General features: G+C 35.2%; 17 protein-coding genes. 9 read left to right on the forward strand and 8 right to left on the reverse strand.

The window, feature by feature from the left end:
- Positions 1 to 76: 76 nt before the first annotated feature.
- The 7 genes from EKM01_RS05165 to EKM01_RS05195 all read right to left on the reverse strand — a co-directional run bounded on the left by EKM01_RS05165 (position 77) and on the right by EKM01_RS05195 (position 6,228).
- On the reverse strand, positions 77 to 1,009 hold the full coding sequence (locus EKM01_RS05165) for a transglutaminase (RefSeq protein WP_126451587.1): 933 nt from the start codon (positions 1,007 to 1,009) through the stop codon (positions 77 to 79).
- Positions 1,010 to 1,029: 20 nt separating this feature from the next.
- On the reverse strand, positions 1,030 to 1,896 hold the full coding sequence (locus tag EKM01_RS05170; protein WP_126767219.1) for a substrate-binding domain-containing protein: 867 nt from the start codon (positions 1,894 to 1,896) through the stop codon (positions 1,030 to 1,032).
- Positions 1,896 to 2,423: a GNAT family N-acetyltransferase gene (locus EKM01_RS05175; protein ID WP_126459750.1), complete on the reverse strand. Its 528-nt coding sequence runs from the start codon at positions 2,421 to 2,423 to the stop codon at positions 1,896 to 1,898. The genes EKM01_RS05170 and EKM01_RS05175 overlap by 1 nt, the downstream gene beginning before the upstream one ends.
- A 75-nt stretch (positions 2,424 to 2,498) precedes the next feature.
- Positions 2,499 to 3,623, reverse strand: coding sequence for an SDR family oxidoreductase (locus EKM01_RS05180; protein ID WP_126767221.1), 1,125 nt, complete (start codon positions 3,621 to 3,623; stop codon positions 2,499 to 2,501).
- Between the two features lie 94 nt (positions 3,624 to 3,717).
- Positions 3,718 to 4,587, reverse strand: a complete 870-nt coding sequence (locus EKM01_RS05185; RefSeq protein WP_126767224.1) for a nucleoside phosphorylase — start codon at positions 4,585 to 4,587, stop codon at positions 3,718 to 3,720.
- A gap of 119 nt (positions 4,588 to 4,706) precedes the next feature.
- Positions 4,707 to 5,036, reverse strand: coding sequence for a translation initiation factor (locus EKM01_RS05190; protein ID WP_126767227.1), 330 nt, complete (start codon positions 5,034 to 5,036; stop codon positions 4,707 to 4,709).
- Between the two features lie 241 nt (positions 5,037 to 5,277).
- Positions 5,278 to 6,228 (reverse strand): isopenicillin N synthase family oxygenase, encoded by a 951-nt coding sequence (locus EKM01_RS05195; RefSeq protein WP_126459743.1) that lies wholly within the window; start codon positions 6,226 to 6,228, stop codon positions 5,278 to 5,280.
- A gap of 171 nt (positions 6,229 to 6,399) precedes the next feature.
- On the opposite strand from EKM01_RS05195, the gene EKM01_RS05200 reads away from it, so the two are divergent.
- On the forward strand, positions 6,400 to 8,376 hold the full coding sequence (locus tag EKM01_RS05200) for a thiamine pyrophosphate-dependent enzyme (RefSeq protein ID WP_126767230.1): 1,977 nt from the start codon (positions 6,400 to 6,402) through the stop codon (positions 8,374 to 8,376).
- A 192-nt stretch (positions 8,377 to 8,568) separates the two neighbouring features.
- On the opposite strand, the gene EKM01_RS05205 is transcribed toward EKM01_RS05200, so the two are convergent.
- Positions 8,569 to 10,113 (reverse strand): hypothetical protein, encoded by a 1,545-nt coding sequence (locus tag EKM01_RS05205; RefSeq protein WP_126767233.1) that lies wholly within the window; start codon positions 10,111 to 10,113, stop codon positions 8,569 to 8,571.
- Positions 10,114 to 10,267: 154 nt separating this feature from the next.
- Between EKM01_RS05205 and EKM01_RS05210 the strand changes: the two genes are divergently transcribed.
- From EKM01_RS05210 to EKM01_RS05245, 8 genes are all read left to right on the forward strand, one after another.
- Positions 10,268 to 11,443 (forward strand): 2-isopropylmalate synthase, encoded by a 1,176-nt coding sequence (locus tag EKM01_RS05210; RefSeq protein WP_126563774.1) that lies wholly within the window; start codon positions 10,268 to 10,270, stop codon positions 11,441 to 11,443.
- A gap of 38 nt (positions 11,444 to 11,481) precedes the next feature.
- Entirely contained in the window at positions 11,482 to 12,600 is a 1,119-nt protein-coding gene (leuB, locus tag EKM01_RS05215; protein WP_126451596.1) for a 3-isopropylmalate dehydrogenase, read from the forward strand.
- Between the two features lie 61 nt (positions 12,601 to 12,661).
- The gene (ilvD, locus tag EKM01_RS05220; RefSeq protein ID WP_126451597.1) at positions 12,662 to 14,335 is read left to right on the forward strand and encodes a dihydroxy-acid dehydratase; all 1,674 of its coding nucleotides are present in this window, start codon (positions 12,662 to 12,664) and stop codon (positions 14,333 to 14,335) included.
- 57 nt (positions 14,336 to 14,392) lie between these two features.
- The gene (gene ilvB / locus EKM01_RS05225; protein ID WP_126553233.1) at positions 14,393 to 16,087 is read left to right on the forward strand and encodes a biosynthetic-type acetolactate synthase large subunit; all 1,695 of its coding nucleotides are present in this window, start codon (positions 14,393 to 14,395) and stop codon (positions 16,085 to 16,087) included.
- 151 nt (positions 16,088 to 16,238) lie between these two features.
- Positions 16,239 to 16,760, forward strand: a complete 522-nt coding sequence (gene ilvN / locus EKM01_RS05230; RefSeq protein WP_126459729.1) for an acetolactate synthase small subunit — start codon at positions 16,239 to 16,241, stop codon at positions 16,758 to 16,760.
- Positions 16,761 to 16,868: 108 nt separating this feature from the next.
- Positions 16,869 to 18,338: a ketol-acid reductoisomerase gene (ilvC, locus tag EKM01_RS05235; RefSeq protein WP_126553235.1), complete on the forward strand. Its 1,470-nt coding sequence runs from the start codon at positions 16,869 to 16,871 to the stop codon at positions 18,336 to 18,338.
- A 522-nt stretch (positions 18,339 to 18,860) separates the two neighbouring features.
- Complete coding sequence (acs, locus tag EKM01_RS05240; protein WP_126459723.1) at positions 18,861 to 20,768, forward strand: acetate--CoA ligase; 1,908 nt, start codon at positions 18,861 to 18,863, stop codon at positions 20,766 to 20,768.
- Positions 20,769 to 21,024: 256 nt separating this feature from the next.
- Entirely contained in the window at positions 21,025 to 22,299 is a 1,275-nt protein-coding gene (locus EKM01_RS05245; protein ID WP_126740147.1) for a mechanosensitive ion channel family protein, read from the forward strand.
- Positions 22,300 to 22,329: the final 30 nt, after the last annotated feature.

The raw sequence follows: 22,329 nt of genomic DNA on the forward strand, positions 1-22,329 counted from the left end.
TACTGCAATTGGTTTTTCTTTAAGATTCATTAATTTTTATCAAATGAGAAGTATTAGTACTAAAAAAAGCTTTTAATTAATTCAAGGTCAAAGCTCCTAAAATTTCTTCTGATAAAAAAGGACCTCCGGGATATCTGGCCGTATAATCTAAATTCATCCAGATTTGGCCGCGTTCATCAACATGATAAAAGAGTTTTTTTTCTTTGCTTTCATTTACAAAAAGGATATTTTTAATTAGAAAATTTACTTTTTCTAAATCAGTAACTGAACCAATCAAAATTTCCGGATAAATATGCCCTTTGGTATGAATCAATCGCGGTGTACCGCCAATAGCTTTGATGCTGGCTGCCATTAATATCGAATGGTCATCGCAATCACCCGAAAAATAAAGTAAGGACTCCGTGGCTGTTGCTATATAATCTCCTCCTTTAGGATCGCTGACGTAGTTCCATCGATTATTAATTTCTTTGAAAACTGCAAAACACTGGATAATAGTCCTGTAATCGGAATACCCTTTTATATCTTTAAAATGTTTTGACGTTGCCATAATTGCAAAATTTCTAATTTTAGGATTTTGATATTCTATCGCATTAATAATCTTAGATTTACTAGGGAAAGGAAGTAGCTTAGCGATGATAATATCTTGCGGATATGGATTGTCTGACATGGTATACATGATAGAATTGTAATCTTCAAAAACGCTGTTAAACCCATAATTCCCTATAGTAGAACCATAAATTAAAATTAAAAAATAAAGGATAATACAAAAAAGAATAATCGTTCTCATGAACCGCAAGAGCACTTGAATAACGACTATCATTACTATAAACAGAACGACTCTATCAATATTAAGAGGCCAATTTGGGTTGATTAAATTCTGATGTAAGATGATAAAAACCGGAATGGCAATCAATATGTTCAGGACAAAAATAATAACGTCGTCCCAAGGTTTTGCAACCTGAAATTTTTGTTTAATTCCTTGAAAATTGATTTTTTTTATTTTTATCATGGTAGCATAAAAACAATAATCTAGACTGCTTTTACAATGTCTTCAAAAGTACCTTTTTTCTCGATAATTTTAAGTTGAAAAAGCTGATTTTGAATTTTGTTTAACATTTCAATAGTTAATGGTTTTTGTGACCACTGTGTTAACGACAGCCATTCTTGAATATCTTCTATTTTTTGATGGTAATTTGAAGCCAACGTTTTGTCAATACTTGGAATATCTTTGAAATCTTCTGTAGTTTGATTAATGATTGCCAGAATTTTTGAAATAAGGACTGGATTATTTTTCAAAAATTCTTCTCGAACCGCAATTACAAAACAAGGCCAAGGTGTTGGACAATCCGCAATTCTACGAAAAACACCTTTGTCAACTAATGGTTTGGTCATGAAACGTTCCCACATAAAATAATCTGCAGTTTCGTTTGTCAAGGCTTCAACGGCTCCATCGATAGTATTTACAATTTCAAACTGAAGAGTATCTGTTTTCCATCCTGAATGCAGTCGGGACTGATTATCGGCATTGACATACGCCATTAATTGGGAACCGGAACCCAACCTGGATATGGCAACTTTGGTGTTTTCTAAGTCTGCTACTGTCTTATAATTGGAGTTTGCAGCTACGTGAATTCCCCAAATTAAGGGACTTTCCACATACAGCTGCACTATTTTACTTGGGTTTCCGGCAAGGATATCTTTTACAATTCCTTCGGTTAGGATTATGGCGATATCCGTTTCGCCGTCACGGAGCATTTGACACATTTTTCCGGTTCCTTCGGGAACATCAGTCCATTGTAAATCGATATTTTCTTTTTCGAAATCTCCGCTTTCTATGGCTAAATGCCAAGGAAGATTAAAATGTTCCGGAACTCCGGCTATTTTTATTGTGTTCATTATAGGTTAGGATTTTTTAATTCGTACCAATTCCAAGAAACGCCATTTTCCAGATATTGTTCCGTCATTTTTAGTCCAATTTTTTTTAATATTCTGTTTGAGGCAATATTATCCGTGTGTGCTGCTGCTTCCATAATTTTTATTTTCATTACATTAAAACCATAATCCAGCCAGGCAAAACTGGCTTCGCTGGCGTATCCTTTGCCCCAGAATTTTTCATTTAACCGATAACCAATATCATAGAAATGAACTTTGTTATTTACCATTTCAGTGTTGTATTTTAATCCGGCCCAACCCATTAATTCATTGGTTTTTTTCAAAACAACCACAAATCGCCCAATATTATTTCGAAAGTATTGTGCTCTAACAAGTTCTATATAGGAATGTACTTCGCTAATATCCGTCAATGGTTTGTTCCAAAGATATTGATGTACCTTAGGATTGCTGTCCATTTCAAATAATGCGTCGGCATCTGAAAATAGCATTTCTCTTAAAATTAATCGGTCGGTTTCTAAAATAAGATTCATGTTTTATTAGAAATTTCATGGTTAACGATTTAGTCTGGTAGCAGTGGTATTATGTCATTGCGAGGAATGAAGCAATCACACATTAATATCTTTAAAATTATTCAATTTTGCATACCGAATCATATTGGTGAAGGCTTCCTGATCTAGTTTGGGTATTTCCAGAATGGAGTTCAACAAAGTGGTATCGTATTCGTTGGCAGCTGTAGTAAAATACGGATTTAAATGTTTGCCAATGCTTTCATAATACAGTTTTTCGATGGTGTTTTTGTATTTGAAGTCAAACGAATTTTGTATTAAGGTAAAATTGGTATAGCCCACTTCCCTCATGATTAACTGTAATCCATCTGCCATATTGAAACTTTTATGATGTACAATATTAAGCTGTTCAATATCGTCTCTTTGAAACGTATTTACAATCACTTTTGCCACATAATCCACCGGAATAATGTTCAAAACGGTGTCTTCGTTAACGATAAAACGCACATTTTCTTGTTCTCCTTTTCGTTGGGAAGTAAAATGAAAAAATTTTGCCAAAAGATAAAAAACCATATATTTTGAAATAAAATACGGATTTTCAGTTCCTAACATTTTGCCTCCAATCACACTTGGACGCAGAATTTGAAAAGGCAAACCAATTTTTTTACATTCTTGTGCTATAAAATTTTCCGAATGGAATTTAGCATTTTCATAGGCATTGCGATGCTCGGGTTTGAATCCTAAACTATGAAAATCATTGTCAATTAATCCTTTTCGGTTTCCAGATGAAAAAGCAGTTCCGATGTAGATAAACTTTTTTATGAAAGGATGAAATAGATTGAAAAGGGATTTTGTGATTTTAGTATTCTCTTCAAAAATCTTTTCGCGTTGTTCTTCATCGGTAGATAAATTCACAAATCCAGCCGAATGAATGAAATACGCATCTTTTATTTGGTTTGAAAAAGTGTCCTGAATGACAGCCAAATCAGTATCAATGATTTCAATGTATTCGTGCAGTTTTACTATCCCTTTGTCTTTTATGATTTGTGGTGTATAGCTGCTGGATAAAAGTTCGTTTATTCTATCTAAAGCGGAGTTTTTTCCTTTATTTCGGGCAATAATAAATAGTTTTCCATCAATTTTAGTGTTGATGAAAAGCTCCAGAATTTCATACATAATATGAGATCCCAAAACTCCTGTTGCACCTGTAAGTATTATTTTCATTATCATTTTGTTCTAAAAACAAATGTAGTTTTAAAAAAATTAAACAGCACTTTTTTAAAACTACAAATGGAGAAGATTTTGAAAATTAATTTCTCTATCCTAAAGCAATTTTTTCTAATGTATACGCAATCAATTCATCAACGGCTTTGTATGGATCTTTGCTAAATGTTCCCGAAGCACGATTGGCAATGATGGCGTTTAATGACAATGCATTGTGCCCTAAAAGTGCCGATAGTCCATAAATAGCTGCAGTTTCCATCTCCAAGTTCGTGATTTGGTTGTCACCGAATTTAAAATTATCCATTTTAGAATTTAATGCTTCATCTTGAATATTCAAACGCAACACGCGACCTTGAGGACCGTAAAAACCACCGGCAGTTGCGGTAATTCCTTTGTGCATTTTGTTGCTTTCGATTATTTTTTCCAATTTTTCGGAACATGCGATTACGTATGGTTTTCCTTTTCGTAAATCCCAATTGGTGTGTTTTACAAAAGCATCTTCCATTTCAAGATTCGAAACTTCGTCAATCAAATAGGAGCGGAGCATATTATCCAAACCTAATCCAAATTTAGAAAGCACAAAACTGTCTACAGGAATATCAGCTTGTAAAGAACCCGAAGTTCCAATTCGGATGATATTCAATGAAGTCAAATTTTCTTTTGGTAGACGGGTTTCCAAATCAATATTGACTAAAGCGTCCAATTCGTTGATAACGATATCAATATTGTCAGGACCAATTCCTGTGGACATTACAGTAATTCGTTTGCCTTTGAAAATCCCGGTTTGGGTTTTGAATTCTCTTTTTTGTGTCGAAAATTCAATACTGTCAAAAAACTGTGTGATTTTCTCCACGCGATTTTGATCTCCTACAAAGAGGATATCGTGTGCAATATGTTCTGGTTTTAAATTCAAATGGTATACGCTACCGTCTGGATTTAATATTAATTCGGATGATTGTATCATTATTAAAGTATTTTTTGCTCTCCTTAGCCCTCTCCAAAGGAGAGGAAGCCGATTCCTGATTTAGATTGTATTCTTTTATTTCGTTTTGGTTCCTCCCCTTTGGGGAGGTTAGGTGGGGATTACCCTCCCACACGTTTTACTTTAAAGCCTTTTTCTTTTAAAATAATCATTATTTTATCGAGATAATCCCCCTGAATAATAATAGAATCATCTTTAAAAGTACCGCCAACACTCAATTTGGTTTTAATTTCCTTAGCAAGAATTTTAAAATCGGCGTCGGTTCCTTCATAACCCTCAATTATAGTGGTTGCTTTTCCTTTTCGCTTTTCGAATTTGCAAATCATAGGCTCTTTTTGAACGTATAATTCGTGTGTCATTTCTTCAATCGGCTCTTCAGGCGATGGTTCGTGATCTGGAAAAAGGTTTTTTAATTGGTCTTGTAAGTCCATATTATATTTAAATTATTTTTTACCACATAGAATCATAGCCATATTTCATAGAATGAGGCGTTTTACTTTTTTACAGTAAAACATTGCTATGTAAATCCAAAAATGGTTTGTATTATTCTGTTCTATCTATGTTTCTATGTGGTTAAAATTATGCTGTTTTCTTTAAGTCTCCACCATTAAAAAAAACAAAAGACATTAAGCATACACTTAATGTCTTTTGGTATCTGAAGTAAATTTAAGTTTATTTTTTAATAAGCCCTAAATCTACTAAACGTTCGTATAAATAGGCTCCCGAAGTAATGTCTTCGAATTTTTTTGGATGTTCTGCATCAATACAGTTTTCCAAACAATTCAATTTCATATCACTCACCGGATGCATAAAAAACGGAATAGAATACCGTGAAGTTCCCCATAACTCTCTTGGTGGGTTTACCACCTGATGAATGGTCGATTTCAATTTGTTATTCGTATGACGCGATAACATATCACCCACATTGATCACTAATTCATCCGGTTCTGCAATGGCATCAATCCATTCTCCGTTATGATTTTGCACTTGTAACCCTTTCCCTTGCGCACCCATCAACAAAGTAATCAAGTTGATATCACCGTGAGCAGCAGCACGAATAGCATTTTCTGGTTCAGACGTGATTGGTGGGTAGTGAATAGGTCGTAAGATTGAATTTCCATCTTTGGCATATTGGTCAAAATAAAATTCATCCAAACCAAGGTGAATTGCCAAAGCTCTTAAAACGTAAACACCGGTTTTCTCCAGCATTTGATAGGCCTCCTTACCGGCTACATTAAAACGAGGCAATTCTTTTACTTCGACATTTTCAGGATATTCAGAAGCATATTTTGAACCTTCGGATACGTATTGTCCAAAGTGCCAAAACTCCTTCAAATCGCCTTCTTTTCTGCCTTTCGCATGCTCTGTTCCAAAAGAAATATACCCTCTTTGTCCGCCAATACCAGGAATTTCATACCCGTGTTTTGTTTCTAAAGGTAAAGCGAAAAAATTTCGGATTTCACCATACAATTCATCAACCAACTGGTCGTTTAAAAAATGCCCTTTGAGTGCTACGAAGCCAATATCTTCAAATGCACTTCCGATTTCATTTACAAATTTTTGTTTACGTTTCGGGTCGTCCGAAAGGAAATCACGCAAGTCAACACTAGGAATGTTTTGCATACTTTTAAATATTTTTTAATAACTTGAAGGTTAAAAACCTTGCAGATACAAATGTAAAGAATAATTTTATATCTGAATTTTAAAACTTAGAAACAATGTAAAAAAATATAACAAAACAATATCAAACTGTTATATTTTTTTATCTTTGAACCATATAATAAAACGGGAAAAATGACCTTTGACAAAAAAAATCTTACTGACGATCAATTATTAGATTTATATAAAAGAATACTGAAACCAAGACTGATAGAGGAAAAAATGCTGATTCTTATCCGTCAGGGAAAAGTATCAAAATGGTTCTCTGGAATAGGTCAAGAGGCTATTTCTGTGGGAGTCACAGCAGTTTTAGATCAAGATGAGTACATTTTGCCTATGCATAGAAACCTAGGTGTTTTTACTGGAAGAGATATTCCGTTGTACCGACTTTTTTCACAATGGCAGGGCAAAGCCAACGGTTTTACAAAAGGACGTGATCGCAGTTTTCACTTTGGAACCCAACAATATAAAATTATAGGAATGATTTCGCATTTAGGTCCGCAATTAGGTGTGGCTGACGGAATCGCTTTAGCCAATAAACTAAAGAAAAACGGAAAAGTTACTGCCGTTTTTACAGGCGAAGGAGCAACAAGTGAAGGCGATTTTCATGAAGCGTTGAATATTGCTTCGGTTTGGGAATTACCGGTTTTATTTGTGATAGAGAATAACGGGTATGGGCTTTCAACACCTACAAATGAACAATACCGTTGCGAAAACCTGGCCGATAAAGGAAAAGGCTACGGAATGGAAAGCCATATTGTTGATGGAAATAATATTCTGGAAGTTTATAATTTATTATCTGAATTAAAGGCTTCGATGAAAGAAAATCCACGTCCTGTTTTATTGGAATTTAAAACCTTCCGGATGCGTGGACATGAAGAGGCGAGTGGGACTAAATACGTTCCGCAGGAATTAATGGACCTGTGGGCGATTAAAGATCCAGTAGAAAATTATAGAAAATACTTGTCAGAAAATGGGATTCTTACCGCGGATTTTGACGCTGCTTTACATGCTGAAATAAAGAAGGATATTGATGAAAGTTTGGCTATTGCCAATGCCGAACCAGAAATTAAAGCTACTTTAAGTGAAGAGCTAAATGATGTTTATAAAACGCATGTATTTGAACAAGTTAACCATTCAGAAAAAAAAGAAAATATTCGTTTTGTAGATGCCATTTCTGCCAGTTTGAGACAATCGATGGAACGCCATGAGAACTCAGTAATCATGGGCCAAGACATTGCTGACTATGGTGGTGCTTTCAAAATCACAGATGGTTTTGTAGCGCAGTTTGGCAAAGAGCGCGTCATCAATACACCAATTTGTGAAAGTGCAGTGGTTTCGGCAGGAATGGGATTGTCTATAAATGGCTATAAAGCAATTGTGGAAATGCAGTTTGCCGATTTTGTTTCGACAGGATTCAATCCAATTGTGAATTTATTAGCCAAATCACATTACCGATGGTTAGAAAAAGCAGATGTTGTAGTCCGAATGCCTTGCGGTGGCGGAACACAAGCTGGGCCTTTTCATTCGCAGACCAATGAGGCTTGGTTTACTAAAACACCGGGATTAAAAGTGGTTTACCCAGCATTTCCGTATGATGCGAAAGGATTGTTGAATACTTCCATAAACGACCCAAATCCGGTACTGTTTTTTGAACACAAGCAATTGTACAGAAGCGTTTATCAAGAGGTTCCTTCTGATTATTATACGATTCCACTAGGAAAAGCGGCTTTGTTGAAAGAAGGAGATCAGGTTACGATCATCTCGTTTGGTGCCGCAGTGCATTGGGCTTTGGATACTTTAGCAAAAAATCCTGAAATTTCAGCGGATTTATTGGATTTAAGAACTTTACAACCTTTGGATACCGAAGCTATTTTTGCTTCGGTAAAGAAAACGGGAAGAGTAATTATTTATCAGGAAGACAGTATGTTTGGTGGAATTGCCAGTGATCTTTCGGCAATGATAATGGAAAAGTGTTTCAAATACTTAGATGCTCCTGTAAAACGAGTGGCAAGTTTAGACACACCAATTCCGTTTACTAAAGCATTGGAAGATCAATATTTGCCGAAAGGCCGATTCGAAAATGACCTAAAAGAACTATTGATGTATTAATTTTGGAATTATAAGTAGGTTATTTTTAGCGTTTTAATTCTAAAAATAACCTAATATCCAATAGATAATTATGAAAATTAAAATTGTACCAAAACAGCCGCCGCCTAGTTTTTTGGCGCCGTAACCTGCGAGAATTGTTTTAAAAAATCCGTTCATCCGTTTAAATTATTAAGGGCATAGTTCCACTTTATTTTATCGATTATTCAATTTTGCTTTTTCCTTAATGATATCGCTTATTTTTCGGTTTTCAATTTTGCTTTCTAGCCAAGAAATAATATCCAAATAAAGGAAAGCTCTTTTTTCATAGGTGTTTTTCTCCAGTTCTATAAATCTTGTTCTCATTTTTACAAATTCTTTTTTGATATCTGTTGGATAAATGGAGTTTAAATTTTTCAAAAACTTAATAATTTCTTTTTGCACTTCATGCAAATCATTCATTTTGATTAGGAATTTATAGGTGTTTTTCAATTGATTTTCCAGATAATAATCTTTTCCTAATTCATAATGAGCTATCAAACAGAGTAATCTGGCAAAACACATTAAATCTTCTCGCATGGAAAGATTTTTATTGTTTATGATTTTCTCCAAATAAAAAATACAATCTGTATATTTTTCATTCCCAAAATATATAGAAGCAAATTTATAGTAAAACAGCATTTCGTGGTGTTCATCAAGATGATCCGTATGTATTTTTAACTTGCCTAGAACTTCAGGAATTAAGTATTCTCCTTCTGCAAAAGTACCTTCCAGTATATGATAATTCAATTTATTATTATATAAATACAGAAATGATAAAGATGCAATATTATCATTTACAGGAAAATGGGAATCTTTTATTGTATCTTCCAACAGTAATAAATATTTTTTGAATTTCGATTTGTACTTAAGCATGTACAAAGACTCCAATAGATAATGATTGCCTTTCAAAAAAAACACCGGATTCAAATGAATCATACTTGGGTTGTCATAAAAAAGGGTCACCCACTTTAAAGCATATTTGTAACAGGATAAAAAATCCTGAACTAAAAAGCTTCGCCAAAGATTGGCATTGTAAAACCAATATTTCTCTCTGAAACCGAACTTTTTCTCGTCAAATTTTGAAATATGCTTGTTGAAATAATCATCTATATAGGTGTATTCTTCGTCGCTTTTTACATATCCGGTTTTAAGCATAATACCGTACAATTGCAAGGATAAATTAGATAATTTACTGGAAATGGTATTGCGATAATTCAGTTCTTTAGCCTGAATAACCAATTCATCTGCGCGTCCTTGAATACTTCGGGTTATGTATTGGGATTCAATGAGTTTCTCAAATTCTACAATTTCATAGGCCATGAGTTTTTCGTCATTTTCCAACGCTAAAATCTTTGTTTTATCCAAGATTTTTAAACTTTGTTTGTACAGCCCTTTATTGTACAAAATAGCAGCAAAATCAATTTGTTCTCTAAGCTGATATCGAATATTCTGACTGGGAATATTCAATCGGATGCTTACTAAAATTTGTTTATATAAATACGATTTCAGATTGGATAATTGTACTTTTTTGATAATCCCACTTTTCAAAATAAGCTTCTCCTCATAGACTTCTGATTTGTCTAAAACATTAAATAACTCGATGAATTTTGTATTGGAACTGGTTTCTAATCGGCTGGCAAAAATCTTAAATTGTCTTTTTTCAGATTTTGAAAGCGATTTAATTAATACGAACAAGAAATCTTTTTGATGGTTAGCCATTGTAGAATAGTGTAGCTTAATGTTTTGTAATTCAATTGTTTACTAAGTTTTTTATTGCTTTATAAACAGTATATTTCATTAAATTGAGTTTTATATTAACGTAATGAAAGATATTTTTGTTATCAAGTTGTGAAATTACATTAAATAAATGAAAATGAATAGAGAGAAAGTTCAAATTTTTGATACCACCTTGAGAGACGGCGAACAAGTTCCGGGATGTAAATTAGATACCAATCAAAAACTAGTCATAGCCAATCGACTGGACGAAATGGGTGTTGACGTCATCGAAGCGGGTTTTCCGGTATCTAGTCCAGGTGATTTTTTATCTGTTTCAGAAATAAGTAAAATCGTTAAGAATGCAGTTGTTTGTGGATTAACCAGAGCGATAAAAAATGATATAGATGTTGCGGCACAAGCCTTAAAACATGCAAAAAGACCAAGAATACATACCGGAATAGGAACTTCGGAATCACACATTGTACACAAGCTGAATACTACCAGAGAAGATATTATTGCCCGAGCAAAATTTGCCGTTTCCCATGCTAAATCGTATGTTGAAGATGTGGAGTTTTATGCGGAGGATGCTGGCAGAACGGACAACGAGTTCTTGGCTCGAGTCTGTGAAGCAGTCATTAAATCAGGTGCTACCGTGCTTAATATCCCAGATACAACTGGCTATTGCTTGCCGGAAGAATATGGCGCAAAGATTAAATATCTAAAAGAAAACGTCAAAGGAATTGATAACGTAATCCTGTCATGCCACTGTCATAATGATTTAGGAATGGCTACAGCAAATTCAATTGCAGGAGCGGTAAATGGAGCCAGACAAATTGAATGTACCATAAACGGAATAGGCGAAAGAGCCGGAAATACAGCACTGGAAGAAGTAGTGATGATTTTCAAACAACATCCGTATTTGAATTTAGATACCAATATCAATACCCGTCAGCTGAATGAAATGAGTCGATTAGTATCTGAAAGTATGGGAATGATGGTGCAACCCAATAAAGCAATTGTTGGAGCTAACGCTTTTGCACACAGCTCCGGAATTCATCAGGATGGGGTAATCAAAAACAGAGCGACTTATGAAATCATGGATCCGTTGGAAGTTGGTGTCAATGAATCATCAATTGTTCTTACCGCCAGAAGTGGCAGAGCAGCATTGGCCTACAGAGCCAAAAAAGTTGGATATGAACTTTCAAAAGTGCAATTAGATGTTGTCTATGTTGAATTTTTAAAGTTTGCCGATATCAAAAAAGAAGTCCTTGATGATGATATTCATCAAATAATTGAAGCTTGTAAAATGAGTAAGGAATTAATCCTCAACTAAAATATTTTGATTTCTATTACAATTTAAATCGCACTATTATGAATTTAAAAATAGCAGTACTTTCAGGAGACGGAATAGGTCCTGAGGTTACCTTACAAGCAAAAAAAGCGTTGTATGCAATTGGTGTGGTTTTCGATCATGAGTTTGTATTTGAAGACGCACTAATAGGTGCCGTTGCGATTGAAAAAACAGGAAATCCATTGCCGGAGCAAACATTGAATCTTTGTCTAAATACAGATGCTGTATTGTTTGGCGCTGTTGGCAATACAAAATACGACAACAATCATGATCCAAAATTACGCCCTGTAAACGGCTTATTGAAATTGAGACAAGCATTAGGATTATATGCCAATATAAGACCTGTTAAACCGTATAAGGATTTATTAGATTTATCCCCTTTGAAAAGAAAAATCATTGAGGGTACTGATTTTGTGATTTTCAGGGAGCTTTCCGGAGGATCTTATTTCAGTGAAAAAAAGACGAATGCACAAGGCACATTAGCCTCTGATTTATGTGAGTATTCCGATGAGGAAATTATTAGGGTTAGTCATTTAGCGTTTAGAACAGCTCAGAAAAGACAAAAAAAAGTGACTCTGGTAGACAAAGCTAGTATTCTTGAAACGTCACGATTATGGCGAAAAGTAGTCCAGGAAATCAGCGAAAATTACCCTGATGTAACTTTAGATTTCCTTTATGTTGATAATGCCGCGATGCAAATCATTATTAATCCAAAACAATTTGATGTCATTTTGACCGAAAATTTATTTGGCGATATTTTATCGGATGAAGCTAGTGTAATCACAGGAGCCATTGGATTATTGCCATCAGCATCTCTAGGGAATTCCAGTGCTCTTTTTAAACCGGTACACGGCACTTTTTCTCAGGCAAAAGGCAAAAACACGGCCAATCCAATTGCCTCAATATTATCTGCTGCTATGCTTTTAGAACATTTTGGACTTCAGTTAGAAGCTAAAAAAGTATATGAAGCGGTAGAAAAAGCAATTGAATTAAATGTCGTCACAGCAGATTTGAATCCCTATTCTAAATTTGGCACCAATGAAGTAGGTGATTTTATATCCAATTATATTTTGAGCAAAGATGAATTATTGTATTTCAATAACGACAATGTTTATATAGGACAATCGACTATTGTTTAGGCAACACTCGTTGATTTTCAATAATTTTAAACAGATAAAAACCGACACAAATAAACAGACAATGGAATTAAATAAATACAGCAAGACCATAACACAAGATGAAACACAACCTGCAGCACAAGCAATGTTGTACGGTATTGGTTTGACTGAAGAAGATTTAAAAAAAGCACAAGTTGGAATTGTTAGTATGGGATATGAGGGAAATCCCTGTAACATGCACCTGAATGGCTTGGCTAAAAAAATAAAAACAGGAGTCTGGAAAGAGGACTTAGTAGGGTTGATTTTTAATACTATTGGTGTAAGTGACGGTATTTCAAACGGTACTGATGGAATGCGTTTTTCTTTAGTTTCCAGAGATGTAATTGCAGATTCTATTGAAACCGTAATGGGAGCACAATGGTATGATGCACTAATCGCTATTCCAGGCTGTGATAAAAACATGCCCGGTTCCGTCATGGCTATGGGAAGAGTCAATCGTCCTTCTATCATGGTTTATGGAGGCTCAATTCATTCTGGAAAATGGAAAGGGGAATCGTTAAATATTGTGTCTGCCTTTGAAGCATTGGGAAAAAAATTCAACAATACAATCGCTCCGGAAGATTTCAAAGGAGTGATTCAAAACGCATGTCCCGGCGCAGGAGCCTGCGGAGGTATGTATACGGCCAATACGATGTCTTCGGCTATTGAAGCTTTAGGAATGAGCTTGCCCTACAGTTCTTCTAATCCGGCATTAAGTGACGAAAAACAACAAGAATGCATTGATGCTGGAAAAGCAATCAGAATTTTGTTAGAAAAAGATATAAAACCTCGAGATATCATGACACGTAAAGCATTTGAAAATGCGATTACCATGGTAGCTGTTTTAGGCGGTTCTACGAATGCAGTAATGCACTTAATCGCTATGGCACATGCTGTAGATATTGAAATTACACTTAAAGATTTTCAAGATATAAGTGACAAAACACCATTACTTGCCGATTTAAAACCGAGTGGAAAATACCTGATGGAAGATCTCCATGAAGCTGGAGGAGTTCCCGCAGTAATGAAATATTTATTAAAAGAAGGATTGTTACATGGAGACTGTTTGACAGTAACTGGAAAAACTTTAGCTGAAAATTTAGCTGCTGTTCCGGATTTGAACGACGGTCAGCAAGTAATACACGAAATCCAAAAAGCACTAAAAGCAACAGGAAACATTCAAATTTTGTATGGAAATCTTGCTGAGGAAGGCTGTGTGGCTAAAATTAGCGGAAATGAAGGGGAGTATTTTGAAGGAGATGCCATTGTTTATGAAAATGAACATGATGTAATAACTGGGGTTCGCGGGGGTGAAGTCAAACCAGGGAATGTAGTGGTCATCCGGTACTGTGGTCCAAAAGGTGGCCCCGGAATGCCTGAAATGCTTAAACCTACTTCAGCTATCATGGGTGCTGGTCTTGGAAAAAGCGTAGCCCTGATTACTGATGGCAGGTTTTCTGGTGGTTCACATGGATTTGTTGTGGGACATGTTACACCCGAAGCTTTTGAAGGAGGCGGTATAGCGCTCGTCAAAAATGGAGATATTATCACTATTGATGCAGTCAAAAATACAATCAATTTAAAAATATCGGATGCAGAGTTTGCACATAGGAAAGCAAATTGGATTCAACCTGAATTAAAAGTAAATAAGGGAGTTTTATTAAAATACATCAGAGCGGTCTCGAGCGCTTCGACAGGATGTGTAACTGATAAATAACTTCAAAATCAACGCCAATAGCAATAGCAAAATTGACATAAGCCTAAAAAAATAATAATGAAAAATAATACAATATCCGGCGCCGAAGCCGTTATTAGATGCTTATTAGAAGAAGGAGTAAATTTGGTTTACGGCTACCCAGGTGGTGCGATTATGCCCGTTTACGATGAATTATATAAATTTAAAGATCAATTACACCATGTTTTAGTACGTCATGAACAAGGCGCTACCCATGCAGCACAAGGTTTTGCAAGAGCGACTGGTAAAGTAGGAGTAGCGATAGCCACTTCAGGTCCGGGAGCCACAAATTTAGTTACCGGAATTGCAGATGCACAGATTGATTCGACTCCCATGGTGTGCATCACGGGACAAGTAGGGAAACATTTATTGGGATCTGATGCCTTTCAGGAAACAGATATTATTGGGATATCGACTCCGGTTACCAAGTGGAATTATCAAATTACCGAAGCTTCTGAAATTCCGGAGATCATGGCAAAAGCTTTTTATATTGCTAAATCAGGTCGTCCAGGGCCCGTATTAATTGATATTACAAAAAATGCTCAGTTTGACCAAATGGAATTCAGCTATAAAAAATGTACCAGCATCAGAAGTTACAATCCAAAGCCGATTTTAAATCTGGAAAAAGTTAAGGAAGCAGCTGCAATTATTAATACGTCCAAAAAACCTTTTATCGTATTTGGTCAGGGAATTATCCTTGGTGAAGCCGAAGAACAACTCAAAGCATTTGTTGAAAAATCAGGAATTCCCGCCGCTTGGACTATTTTAGGACTTTCGGCATTGCCTACTGATCATCCGCTGAATGTAGGGATGTTAGGGATGCACGGTAATTATGGTCCTAACGTTTTGACGAATGAATGTGATGTTTTGATTGCCCTTGGAATGCGTTTTGATGATCGTGTCACCGGAAATCTGGAAACCTATGCAAAGCAAGCAAAAGTAATCCACTTTGAAATTGATTCAGCCGAAATCGATAAAAACGTAAAAACAACGGTAGCCGTTTTAGCAGATGTAAAAGAGTCTTTGACCGCTTTACTTCCTTTTATCGAAAATAACACACATGAATCCTGGCACAATGAATTCAAAGAAAAATATGAAATTGAATTAGAAGCCGTAATCAATGACGAGTTAAAGCCTAAGAAAGAAGGAATTTCTATGGGAGAAACGATTGAAATGATTAACAAGCATTCTAAAGGAGATGCCATTATGGTTTCGGATGTAGGACAACACCAAATGTTTGCCTGTCGGTATGCCAAATTCAATTCGACCAAAAGTAATGTCACTTCAGGTGGTTTAGGAACCATGGGATTTGCATTGCCTGCTGCGATTGGTGCCAAAATGGGAATGCCAAATCGAGAAGTAGTAGCCATAATTGGAGATGGAGGGTTTCAAATGACCATTCAGGAATTAGGAACTATTTTCCAGACTAAAGTTCCTGTGAAAATTGTGGTCTTGAACAATGAATTTTTAGGTATGGTTCGTCAATGGCAACAATTGTTCTTTGACAAAAGATACGCTTCGACCGAAATGATCAATCCTAATTTTATAGCCATTGCTGAAGGCTATTACATCAAAGCAAAAAAAGTAACCAAAAGGGAAGATCTTGATGCGGCTGTTGCCGAAATGATGACTTCAAAAGAATCCTATTTCCTGGAAGTTATGGTAGAAAAAGAAAATAACGTATTCCCAATGATTCCAACAGGAGCATCGGTATCTGATATAAGATTGAGTTAATCCCCATCCCAACCCTCCCCGAAGGGGAGGGAGATTGAAAGAGAAATTGTTAATAGATTATATTTTTGAATTAGTAATAAAAATTATAAACATACCCTAAGCTAGTTTCGGCACTCCCTCTTTTGGAGGGGGCTGGGGGAGGATAAAAAACATGGAAAATAAAACATTCACCATTTCTGTTTATTCAGAAAACAACGTTGGCTTATTGAACAGAATATCTGGAATATTCTTGAAACGCCATATCAATATTTTGAGTTTAAATGTATCCGAATCGGAGATAGAAAGTGTTTCCAGATTTATTATCGTGGTGAATACTACCGAAAAATGGGTACATAACATTGTAGGACAAATCGAGAAACAAATTGAAGTCATCAAAGCTTTTTATCATATTGACGAAGAAACTATTTTCTTAGAAAATGCATTATTCAAAATTGAGTCGAGCTTGCTATTTGACGAAAAACAAATTCAGAATATCATCAAAGAAAGCCATTCCGAGATAGTTACAGTAGCCAGAGACTATTTTGTGATTTCAAAATCGGGACAACGTGCTGAAATTGAATCATTGTACGATAAATTAAAACCTTTTGGAATCATGCAATTTGTTCGTTCCGGGAGAATATCAGTTTCCAAAGCAAAAATGGAGATTTCAACATTATTAGAAAAACTTTCTTAAAAGTGTTCAGTCGCTATGTAGTTTGTCATTCCGACCAAGGAAGAATCTCAATCTAATAAGCATTAATTATTACAATTATTAAATTTTACAATCATTAAACAATAAAAAATGGCAAATTATTTCAATTCATTACCACTCAGATTACAATTAGAACAATTAGGTGTTTGCGAATTCATGGATCAGTCTGAATTCGTAGACGGAATTAAAGCTTTAGCAGGAAAAAAAGTAGTCATTGTAGGGTGTGGAGCACAAGGGTTGAACCAAGGGTTGAACATGAGAGATTCTGGTTTGGATATTTCTTATGCTTTACGCGCCGATGCAATTTCGGAACAAAGAGCTTCGTTTAAAAATGCGTCTGATAATGGATTCAAAGTGGGAACGTATGAAGAATTAATTCCAACAGCTGATTTGGTATGCAACCTTACACCAGACAAGCAACATACAGCTGTAGTTACGGCAATCATGCCTTTGATGAAAAACGGATCAACGCTTGCTTATTCTCATGGTTTCAATATTGTAGAGGAAGGAATGCAAATTCGGAAAGATATCACTGTAATTATGTGTGCGCCAAAATGCCCTGGATCAGAAGTACGTGAAGAATACAAGAGAGGTTTTGGTGTACCCACTTTAATCGCGGTTCACCCCGAAAATGATCCAAACGGAGCTGGTTTTGAACAAGCAAAAGCGTATGCGGTTGCTACCGGAGGCCACAAAGCAGGAGTTTTAAACTCTTCATTTGTAGCCGAGGTAAAATCAGATCTAATGGGAGAACAAACCATTCTTTGTGGAATGTTGCAAACCGGATCTATTTTATGTTTCGATAAAATGGTTGAAAAAGGAATCGAGCCTGCTTATGCTTCAAAATTAATTCAATATGGTTGGGAAACAGTTACAGAAGCTTTAAAGCATGGTGGAATTACAAATATGATGGATCGTTTGTCTAATCCCGCAAAAATTGAAGCGTATGAATTAGCAGATAAATTAAAAGACATCATGCGTCCGTTGTTTCAAAAACACATGGACGATATTATCTCTGGCGAATTTTCCAAAAATATGATGATTGACTGGGCTAATGATGATATCAATTTATTGACTTGGAGAGCTGCAACTGCAGAAACTAACTTCGAAAAAACAGCGCCAACAGCTGCACATATTTCAGAACAAGAGTATTTTGACAATGGTGTTTTGATGATTGCCATGGTGAAAGCGGGTGTCGAATTGGCTTTTGAAACCATGACTCAAACAGGAATTATTGAAGAATCAGCGTATTATGAGTCTTTACACGAATTGCCTCTGATTGCCAATACAGTAGCCCGAAAAAAACTGTATGAAATGAACCGAATCATTTCGGATACTGCAGAATATGGTTGTTATTTATTTGATCACGCCTGCAAACCATTGTTGATTAATTTTATGAAAACGGTAGATACTAATGTGATAGGGAAACCTTTTTCAACTTCAAATGGAGTTGACAATGCGGTTCTTATTGCAGTAAACAAAAGCATTCGTCAACATCCAATAGAAGAAGTTGGGGAGTGGTTGAGAGAATCCATGACTGCGATGAAAAAAATTGGATAAAAAAATTAGGAATTACCACACAAGAGGGTGTGTTGGGATTAGCGCTATACCATTGGTTTTATAATATTTTGAATTAGTTAAAATTTATTAAAGAAATAGTATGAATATAGTCGCTTTTACATTCACTTAACGTCGAGCGAGATTGAACGTTAAGTGAAGTAATCCCTAATGATTTATAAAAATGGTGCAGTGTAATAATGATTGATCTTAAATAAATCAACGCGAAAATTTTTTAACAATTGGTGTTTTATTACAACTGAATAGGTTGGTTATAGTTCAAATAAAATACTATTTGTCGTTGCTAAATTAATTGTTAGGGATTTTTTGTTGATACAAAAAGCGGAGGTATTTATATATTTCCGCTTTTTGTGTTTTACATATTCCCTCAAAAAAGTAAAAATTAATCATATTAGTAATTAAAAGCTATTTATATTGAATAATCCATTTTTTTTCCTGGGTATTTATAGTCTAAATAGTATTAGGAATAGACTTAGATTTAATACTTTTATAAAAAATTAAAACATGAGCTACTATAAAATTGAAAATTTAGAACAATATTTTAAACATTACAATAAATCAGTTCGTGAACCTCGAAAATTTTGGGGAAAAATAGCAGAGGAAAATTTTACATGGTACCAACAATGGGATAAAGTTGTTGATTTTAATATGGCTGAAGCCGACATAAAATGGTTTACTGAAGCCAAAGTGAATATTGTAAAAAATTGTATCGACAGACATCTTGCAAAAAGAGGCGAAAAAACGGCTATTATTTTTGAGCCGAATGATCCTTCAGAAGCAGCATTGCATATTACCTATAATGAATTGCATCAACGGGTCTGCAAAATGGCAAATGTGTTGCGTGAGCAAGGCATAAGTAAAGGAGATCGCGTTTGTATTTATTTGCCTATGATCCCAGAATTAGCCGTTTCAATATTAGCATGTGCCAGAATTGGCGCCATACATTCTGTTGTTTTTGCTGGTTTTTCAGCTTCTGCGGTATCAGCCAGAATTAATGATAGTGAATGTAAAATGGTTATTACTTCTGATGGTGGATTTCGTGGTAACAAAACAATCGACTTAAAAGTAATTGTTGATGAAGCGTTGGAAAAATGTCCTTGTGTTGAAAAAGTTTTAGTAGCCAAAAGAATTCATTCAAAGATCAATATGAAAGCAGGTCGTGACCAATGGTTGGAACCACTTTTGGATCAGGCTTCAGATAATAATGTAGCCGAAATCATGGATGCTGAGGATCCGTTGTTTATTTTGTACACCTCCGGTTCAACAGGAAAACCCAAAGGAATGGTTCACACCACTGCAGGGTATATGGTGTATACTGCCTACACTTTCAAGAACGTATTCAATTATGAAGAAAATGATGTTTTTTGGTGTACCGCTGACATTGGCTGGATTACCGGACATTCCTATATTCTTTACGGCCCGTTATTGAACGGAGCTACAACCGTAATTTTTGAAGGCGTTCCGTCTTATCCTGATTTCAGTCGCTTTTGGCAAACCATCGAAAAACACAAAGTTACCCAGTTTTACACGGCGCCAACTGCTATTCGTGCGCTTGCCAAAGAAAATATAGATTTTGTATTAAAATACCCATTGAAGTCCTTAAAAGTTATTGGGTCAGTTGGTGAACCTATAAACGAAGAAGCTTGGCATTGGTACAACAATCATGTTGGGGACAGAAGATGTCCTATTGTAGATACTTGGTGGCAAACTGAAACAGGAGGAATTATGATATCGCCTATTGCATTTGTTACCCCAACAAAACCTACTTATGCCACGTTGCCATTACCCGGAATTCAACCCGTACTAATGGATGAAAAACGAAATGAAATAGAAGGGAATCAGGTCGTTGGTAGTTTGTGCATCAAATTTCCATGGCCAGGAATTGCCAGAACAATCTGGGGTGATCATCAGCGCTACAAAGACACGTATTTCTCTGCCTTTCCAGGTAAATTTTTCACAGGAGACGGTGCTTTACGTGATGAGGTTGGGTATTATAGAATCACAGGAAGAGTAGATGATGTGGTAATTGTTTCCGGTCATAATCTGGGAACAGCACCTATTGAAGATGCTATAAATGAACATCCTGCTGTTGCGGAATCAGCCATTGTAGGTTTTCCTCACGACATCAAAGGGAATGCATTATATGGTTTTGTAATCCTTAAAGAAACCGGAGAAACCAGAAATAAAGAAAACTTAGCCAAAGAGATTAATCAGCATATTTCAGATCATATTGGGCCTATTGCTAAGTTAGATAAAATTCAGTTTGTTACCGGTTTACCAAAAACACGCTCCGGAAAAATCATGAGACGAATCCTTAGAAAAATTGCAGAAGGAGATTATTCTAATTTTGGAGATATTTCTACCTTATTAAATCCAGAGATTGTAGAAGAAATAAAAGAAGGAAAGTTGTAATACCATTTATGTCAAAATAACAATTAGAACATCCGATTTATTAAATATCATTTTTTAATTCAAAACCCTTTCAAAGTTTAAACTTTGAAAGGGTTTTTTAGTTTAAAATGCAATATGACAAGAGGATGTATTTCATTCAAAAAAAATAAAATAGCTGTAAATACCAGTACAAGATGTTAATGTAAACACAATGCGGAGCTGGTTTTTGACTGCTTAGAATAGGTAACCTATCTTTACCTTTAAAGCTAAATTTACTATGATTCAAATTGAAAAAAAATACAACATCGCACTCTGGTTAGACAAATGGTTTATTGAAGATTTTGGTTTAGATCCAATAGTGGCTTTGTATTTGAAACTTTTGACGCTTATTTTTGTATTGTTTATAATAAGTTTTTTGTCTTGGTATTTAACGAAAATAATTATAGTTCGTTTTGTGCACAAAATTTTTTTAAAAACAAAAGTAGTTTGGGATGATGTCCTGATAGAAAGAAGAGTTTTTGAAAAAATAGCCTATTTAGTCCCTGCTTTCATCATTATCATGGTTGCTCCATACATCTTTGGAGATTTTCCAAAAGCAATTGAGTATATAATTATTCTATCAAATATCTTCATAATTTTAGTAATAATACATTCTGTTATTACTGTATTATCAGTCTTTGATGAAATAGTGTCCAATACCTTAATTTTAAAAGACAAACCGATTACCAGTTACATTCAGGTACTTAAAATTGTAGTCTATTTTATTGGAGGAATACTGGTTTTATCCATCATGTTAGGCAAAAGTCCTTTCTATTTTCTAGGGGCAATGGGCGCCATGACGGCTATTTTACTTTTAATTTTCAAAGATACCATTCTGGGGTTTGTTGCCAGTATTCAAATGTCCGTGTATGATATGGTTCGGGTAGGGGACTGGATTTCGATGCCAAAATATGATGCGGACGGCGATGTGATGTCAATCAATTTAAATACTGTAAAAGTTCAAAATTGGGATAAAACGATCACTACAATACCCACTTATGCTTTTATCACAGACTCTTTCAAGAACTGGCGTGGTATGAGTGATTCTGGCGGGAGACGAATAAAAAGAGCTATTTATTTAAAAGTCAGTAGTTTTCAGTTTTGTGATGAAAAAATGCTCTCGCAATTCAAAAAATACAAACTAATTCAAAATTACATCACTCAAAAAGAAAATGAGGTACAAAAAACTAATTCGGAAATATTGGACAATGAGATCGTTTCAGTAAATATCAGGAGGCTGACTAATATAGGCGTTTTTAGAATCTATGCTGAAAAATACATTACGGCTCATCCCAGTATTAATAAAGACATGACTATAATGGTGCGTCAGCTAGAATCTACATCGAAAGGATTACCACTAGAAATTTATTGCTTTAGCGCAGAAAAAGAATGGTTAAAATACGAGACTATTATATCTGATATTTTTGATCATCTATTTACCATCACTTCTGAATTTGAACTCGAGGTTTTTGAGGAACCTACAGGAAATGATTTTCGGAATTTCAACCGGTAATTTAAGGGGTATCTTCAAAGACAATTGATG

This window comes from Flavobacterium sp. RSP46 (assembly GCF_003984825.1).
In the GTDB taxonomy this organism is placed as follows: Bacteria; Bacteroidota; Bacteroidia; order Flavobacteriales; family Flavobacteriaceae; genus Flavobacterium.

What these genes read in the sequence shown, in the direction of transcription:
- EKM01_RS05165 (WP_126451587.1), bottom strand. Translation starts at nt 1,009, where the DNA reads ATGATAAAAATAAAAAAAATCAATTTTCAAGGAATTAAACAAAAATTT.
- EKM01_RS05175 (WP_126459750.1), bottom strand. Translation starts at nt 2,423, where the DNA reads ATGAATCTTATTTTAGAAACCGACCGATTAATTTTAAGAGAAATGCTA.
- ilvC (WP_126553235.1), top strand. Translation starts at nt 16,869, where the DNA reads ATGGCAAATTATTTCAATTCATTACCACTCAGATTACAATTAGAACAA.
- EKM01_RS05210 (WP_126563774.1), top strand. Translation starts at nt 10,268, where the DNA reads ATGAATAGAGAGAAAGTTCAAATTTTTGATACCACCTTGAGAGACGGC.
- EKM01_RS05200 (WP_126767230.1), top strand. Translation starts at nt 6,400, where the DNA reads ATGACCTTTGACAAAAAAAATCTTACTGACGATCAATTATTAGATTTA.
- EKM01_RS05185 (WP_126767224.1), bottom strand. Translation starts at nt 4,587, where the DNA reads ATGATACAATCATCCGAATTAATATTAAATCCAGACGGTAGCGTATAC.
- EKM01_RS05180 (WP_126767221.1), bottom strand. Translation starts at nt 3,623, where the DNA reads ATGAAAATAATACTTACAGGTGCAACAGGAGTTTTGGGATCTCATATT.
- EKM01_RS05245 (WP_126740147.1), top strand. Translation starts at nt 21,025, where the DNA reads ATGATTCAAATTGAAAAAAAATACAACATCGCACTCTGGTTAGACAAA.
- ilvN (WP_126459729.1), top strand. Translation starts at nt 16,239, where the DNA reads ATGGAAAATAAAACATTCACCATTTCTGTTTATTCAGAAAACAACGTT.
- EKM01_RS05190 (WP_126767227.1), bottom strand. Translation starts at nt 5,036, where the DNA reads ATGGACTTACAAGACCAATTAAAAAACCTTTTTCCAGATCACGAACCA.
- acs (WP_126459723.1), top strand. Translation starts at nt 18,861, where the DNA reads ATGAGCTACTATAAAATTGAAAATTTAGAACAATATTTTAAACATTAC.
- EKM01_RS05195 (WP_126459743.1), bottom strand. Translation starts at nt 6,228, where the DNA reads ATGCAAAACATTCCTAGTGTTGACTTGCGTGATTTCCTTTCGGACGAC.
- ilvB (WP_126553233.1), top strand. Translation starts at nt 14,393, where the DNA reads ATGAAAAATAATACAATATCCGGCGCCGAAGCCGTTATTAGATGCTTA.
- ilvD (WP_126451597.1), top strand. Translation starts at nt 12,662, where the DNA reads ATGGAATTAAATAAATACAGCAAGACCATAACACAAGATGAAACACAA.
- EKM01_RS05170 (WP_126767219.1), bottom strand. Translation starts at nt 1,896, where the DNA reads ATGAACACAATAAAAATAGCCGGAGTTCCGGAACATTTTAATCTTCCT.
- EKM01_RS05205 (WP_126767233.1), bottom strand. Translation starts at nt 10,113, where the DNA reads ATGGCTAACCATCAAAAAGATTTCTTGTTCGTATTAATTAAATCGCTT.
- leuB (WP_126451596.1), top strand. Translation starts at nt 11,482, where the DNA reads ATGAATTTAAAAATAGCAGTACTTTCAGGAGACGGAATAGGTCCTGAG.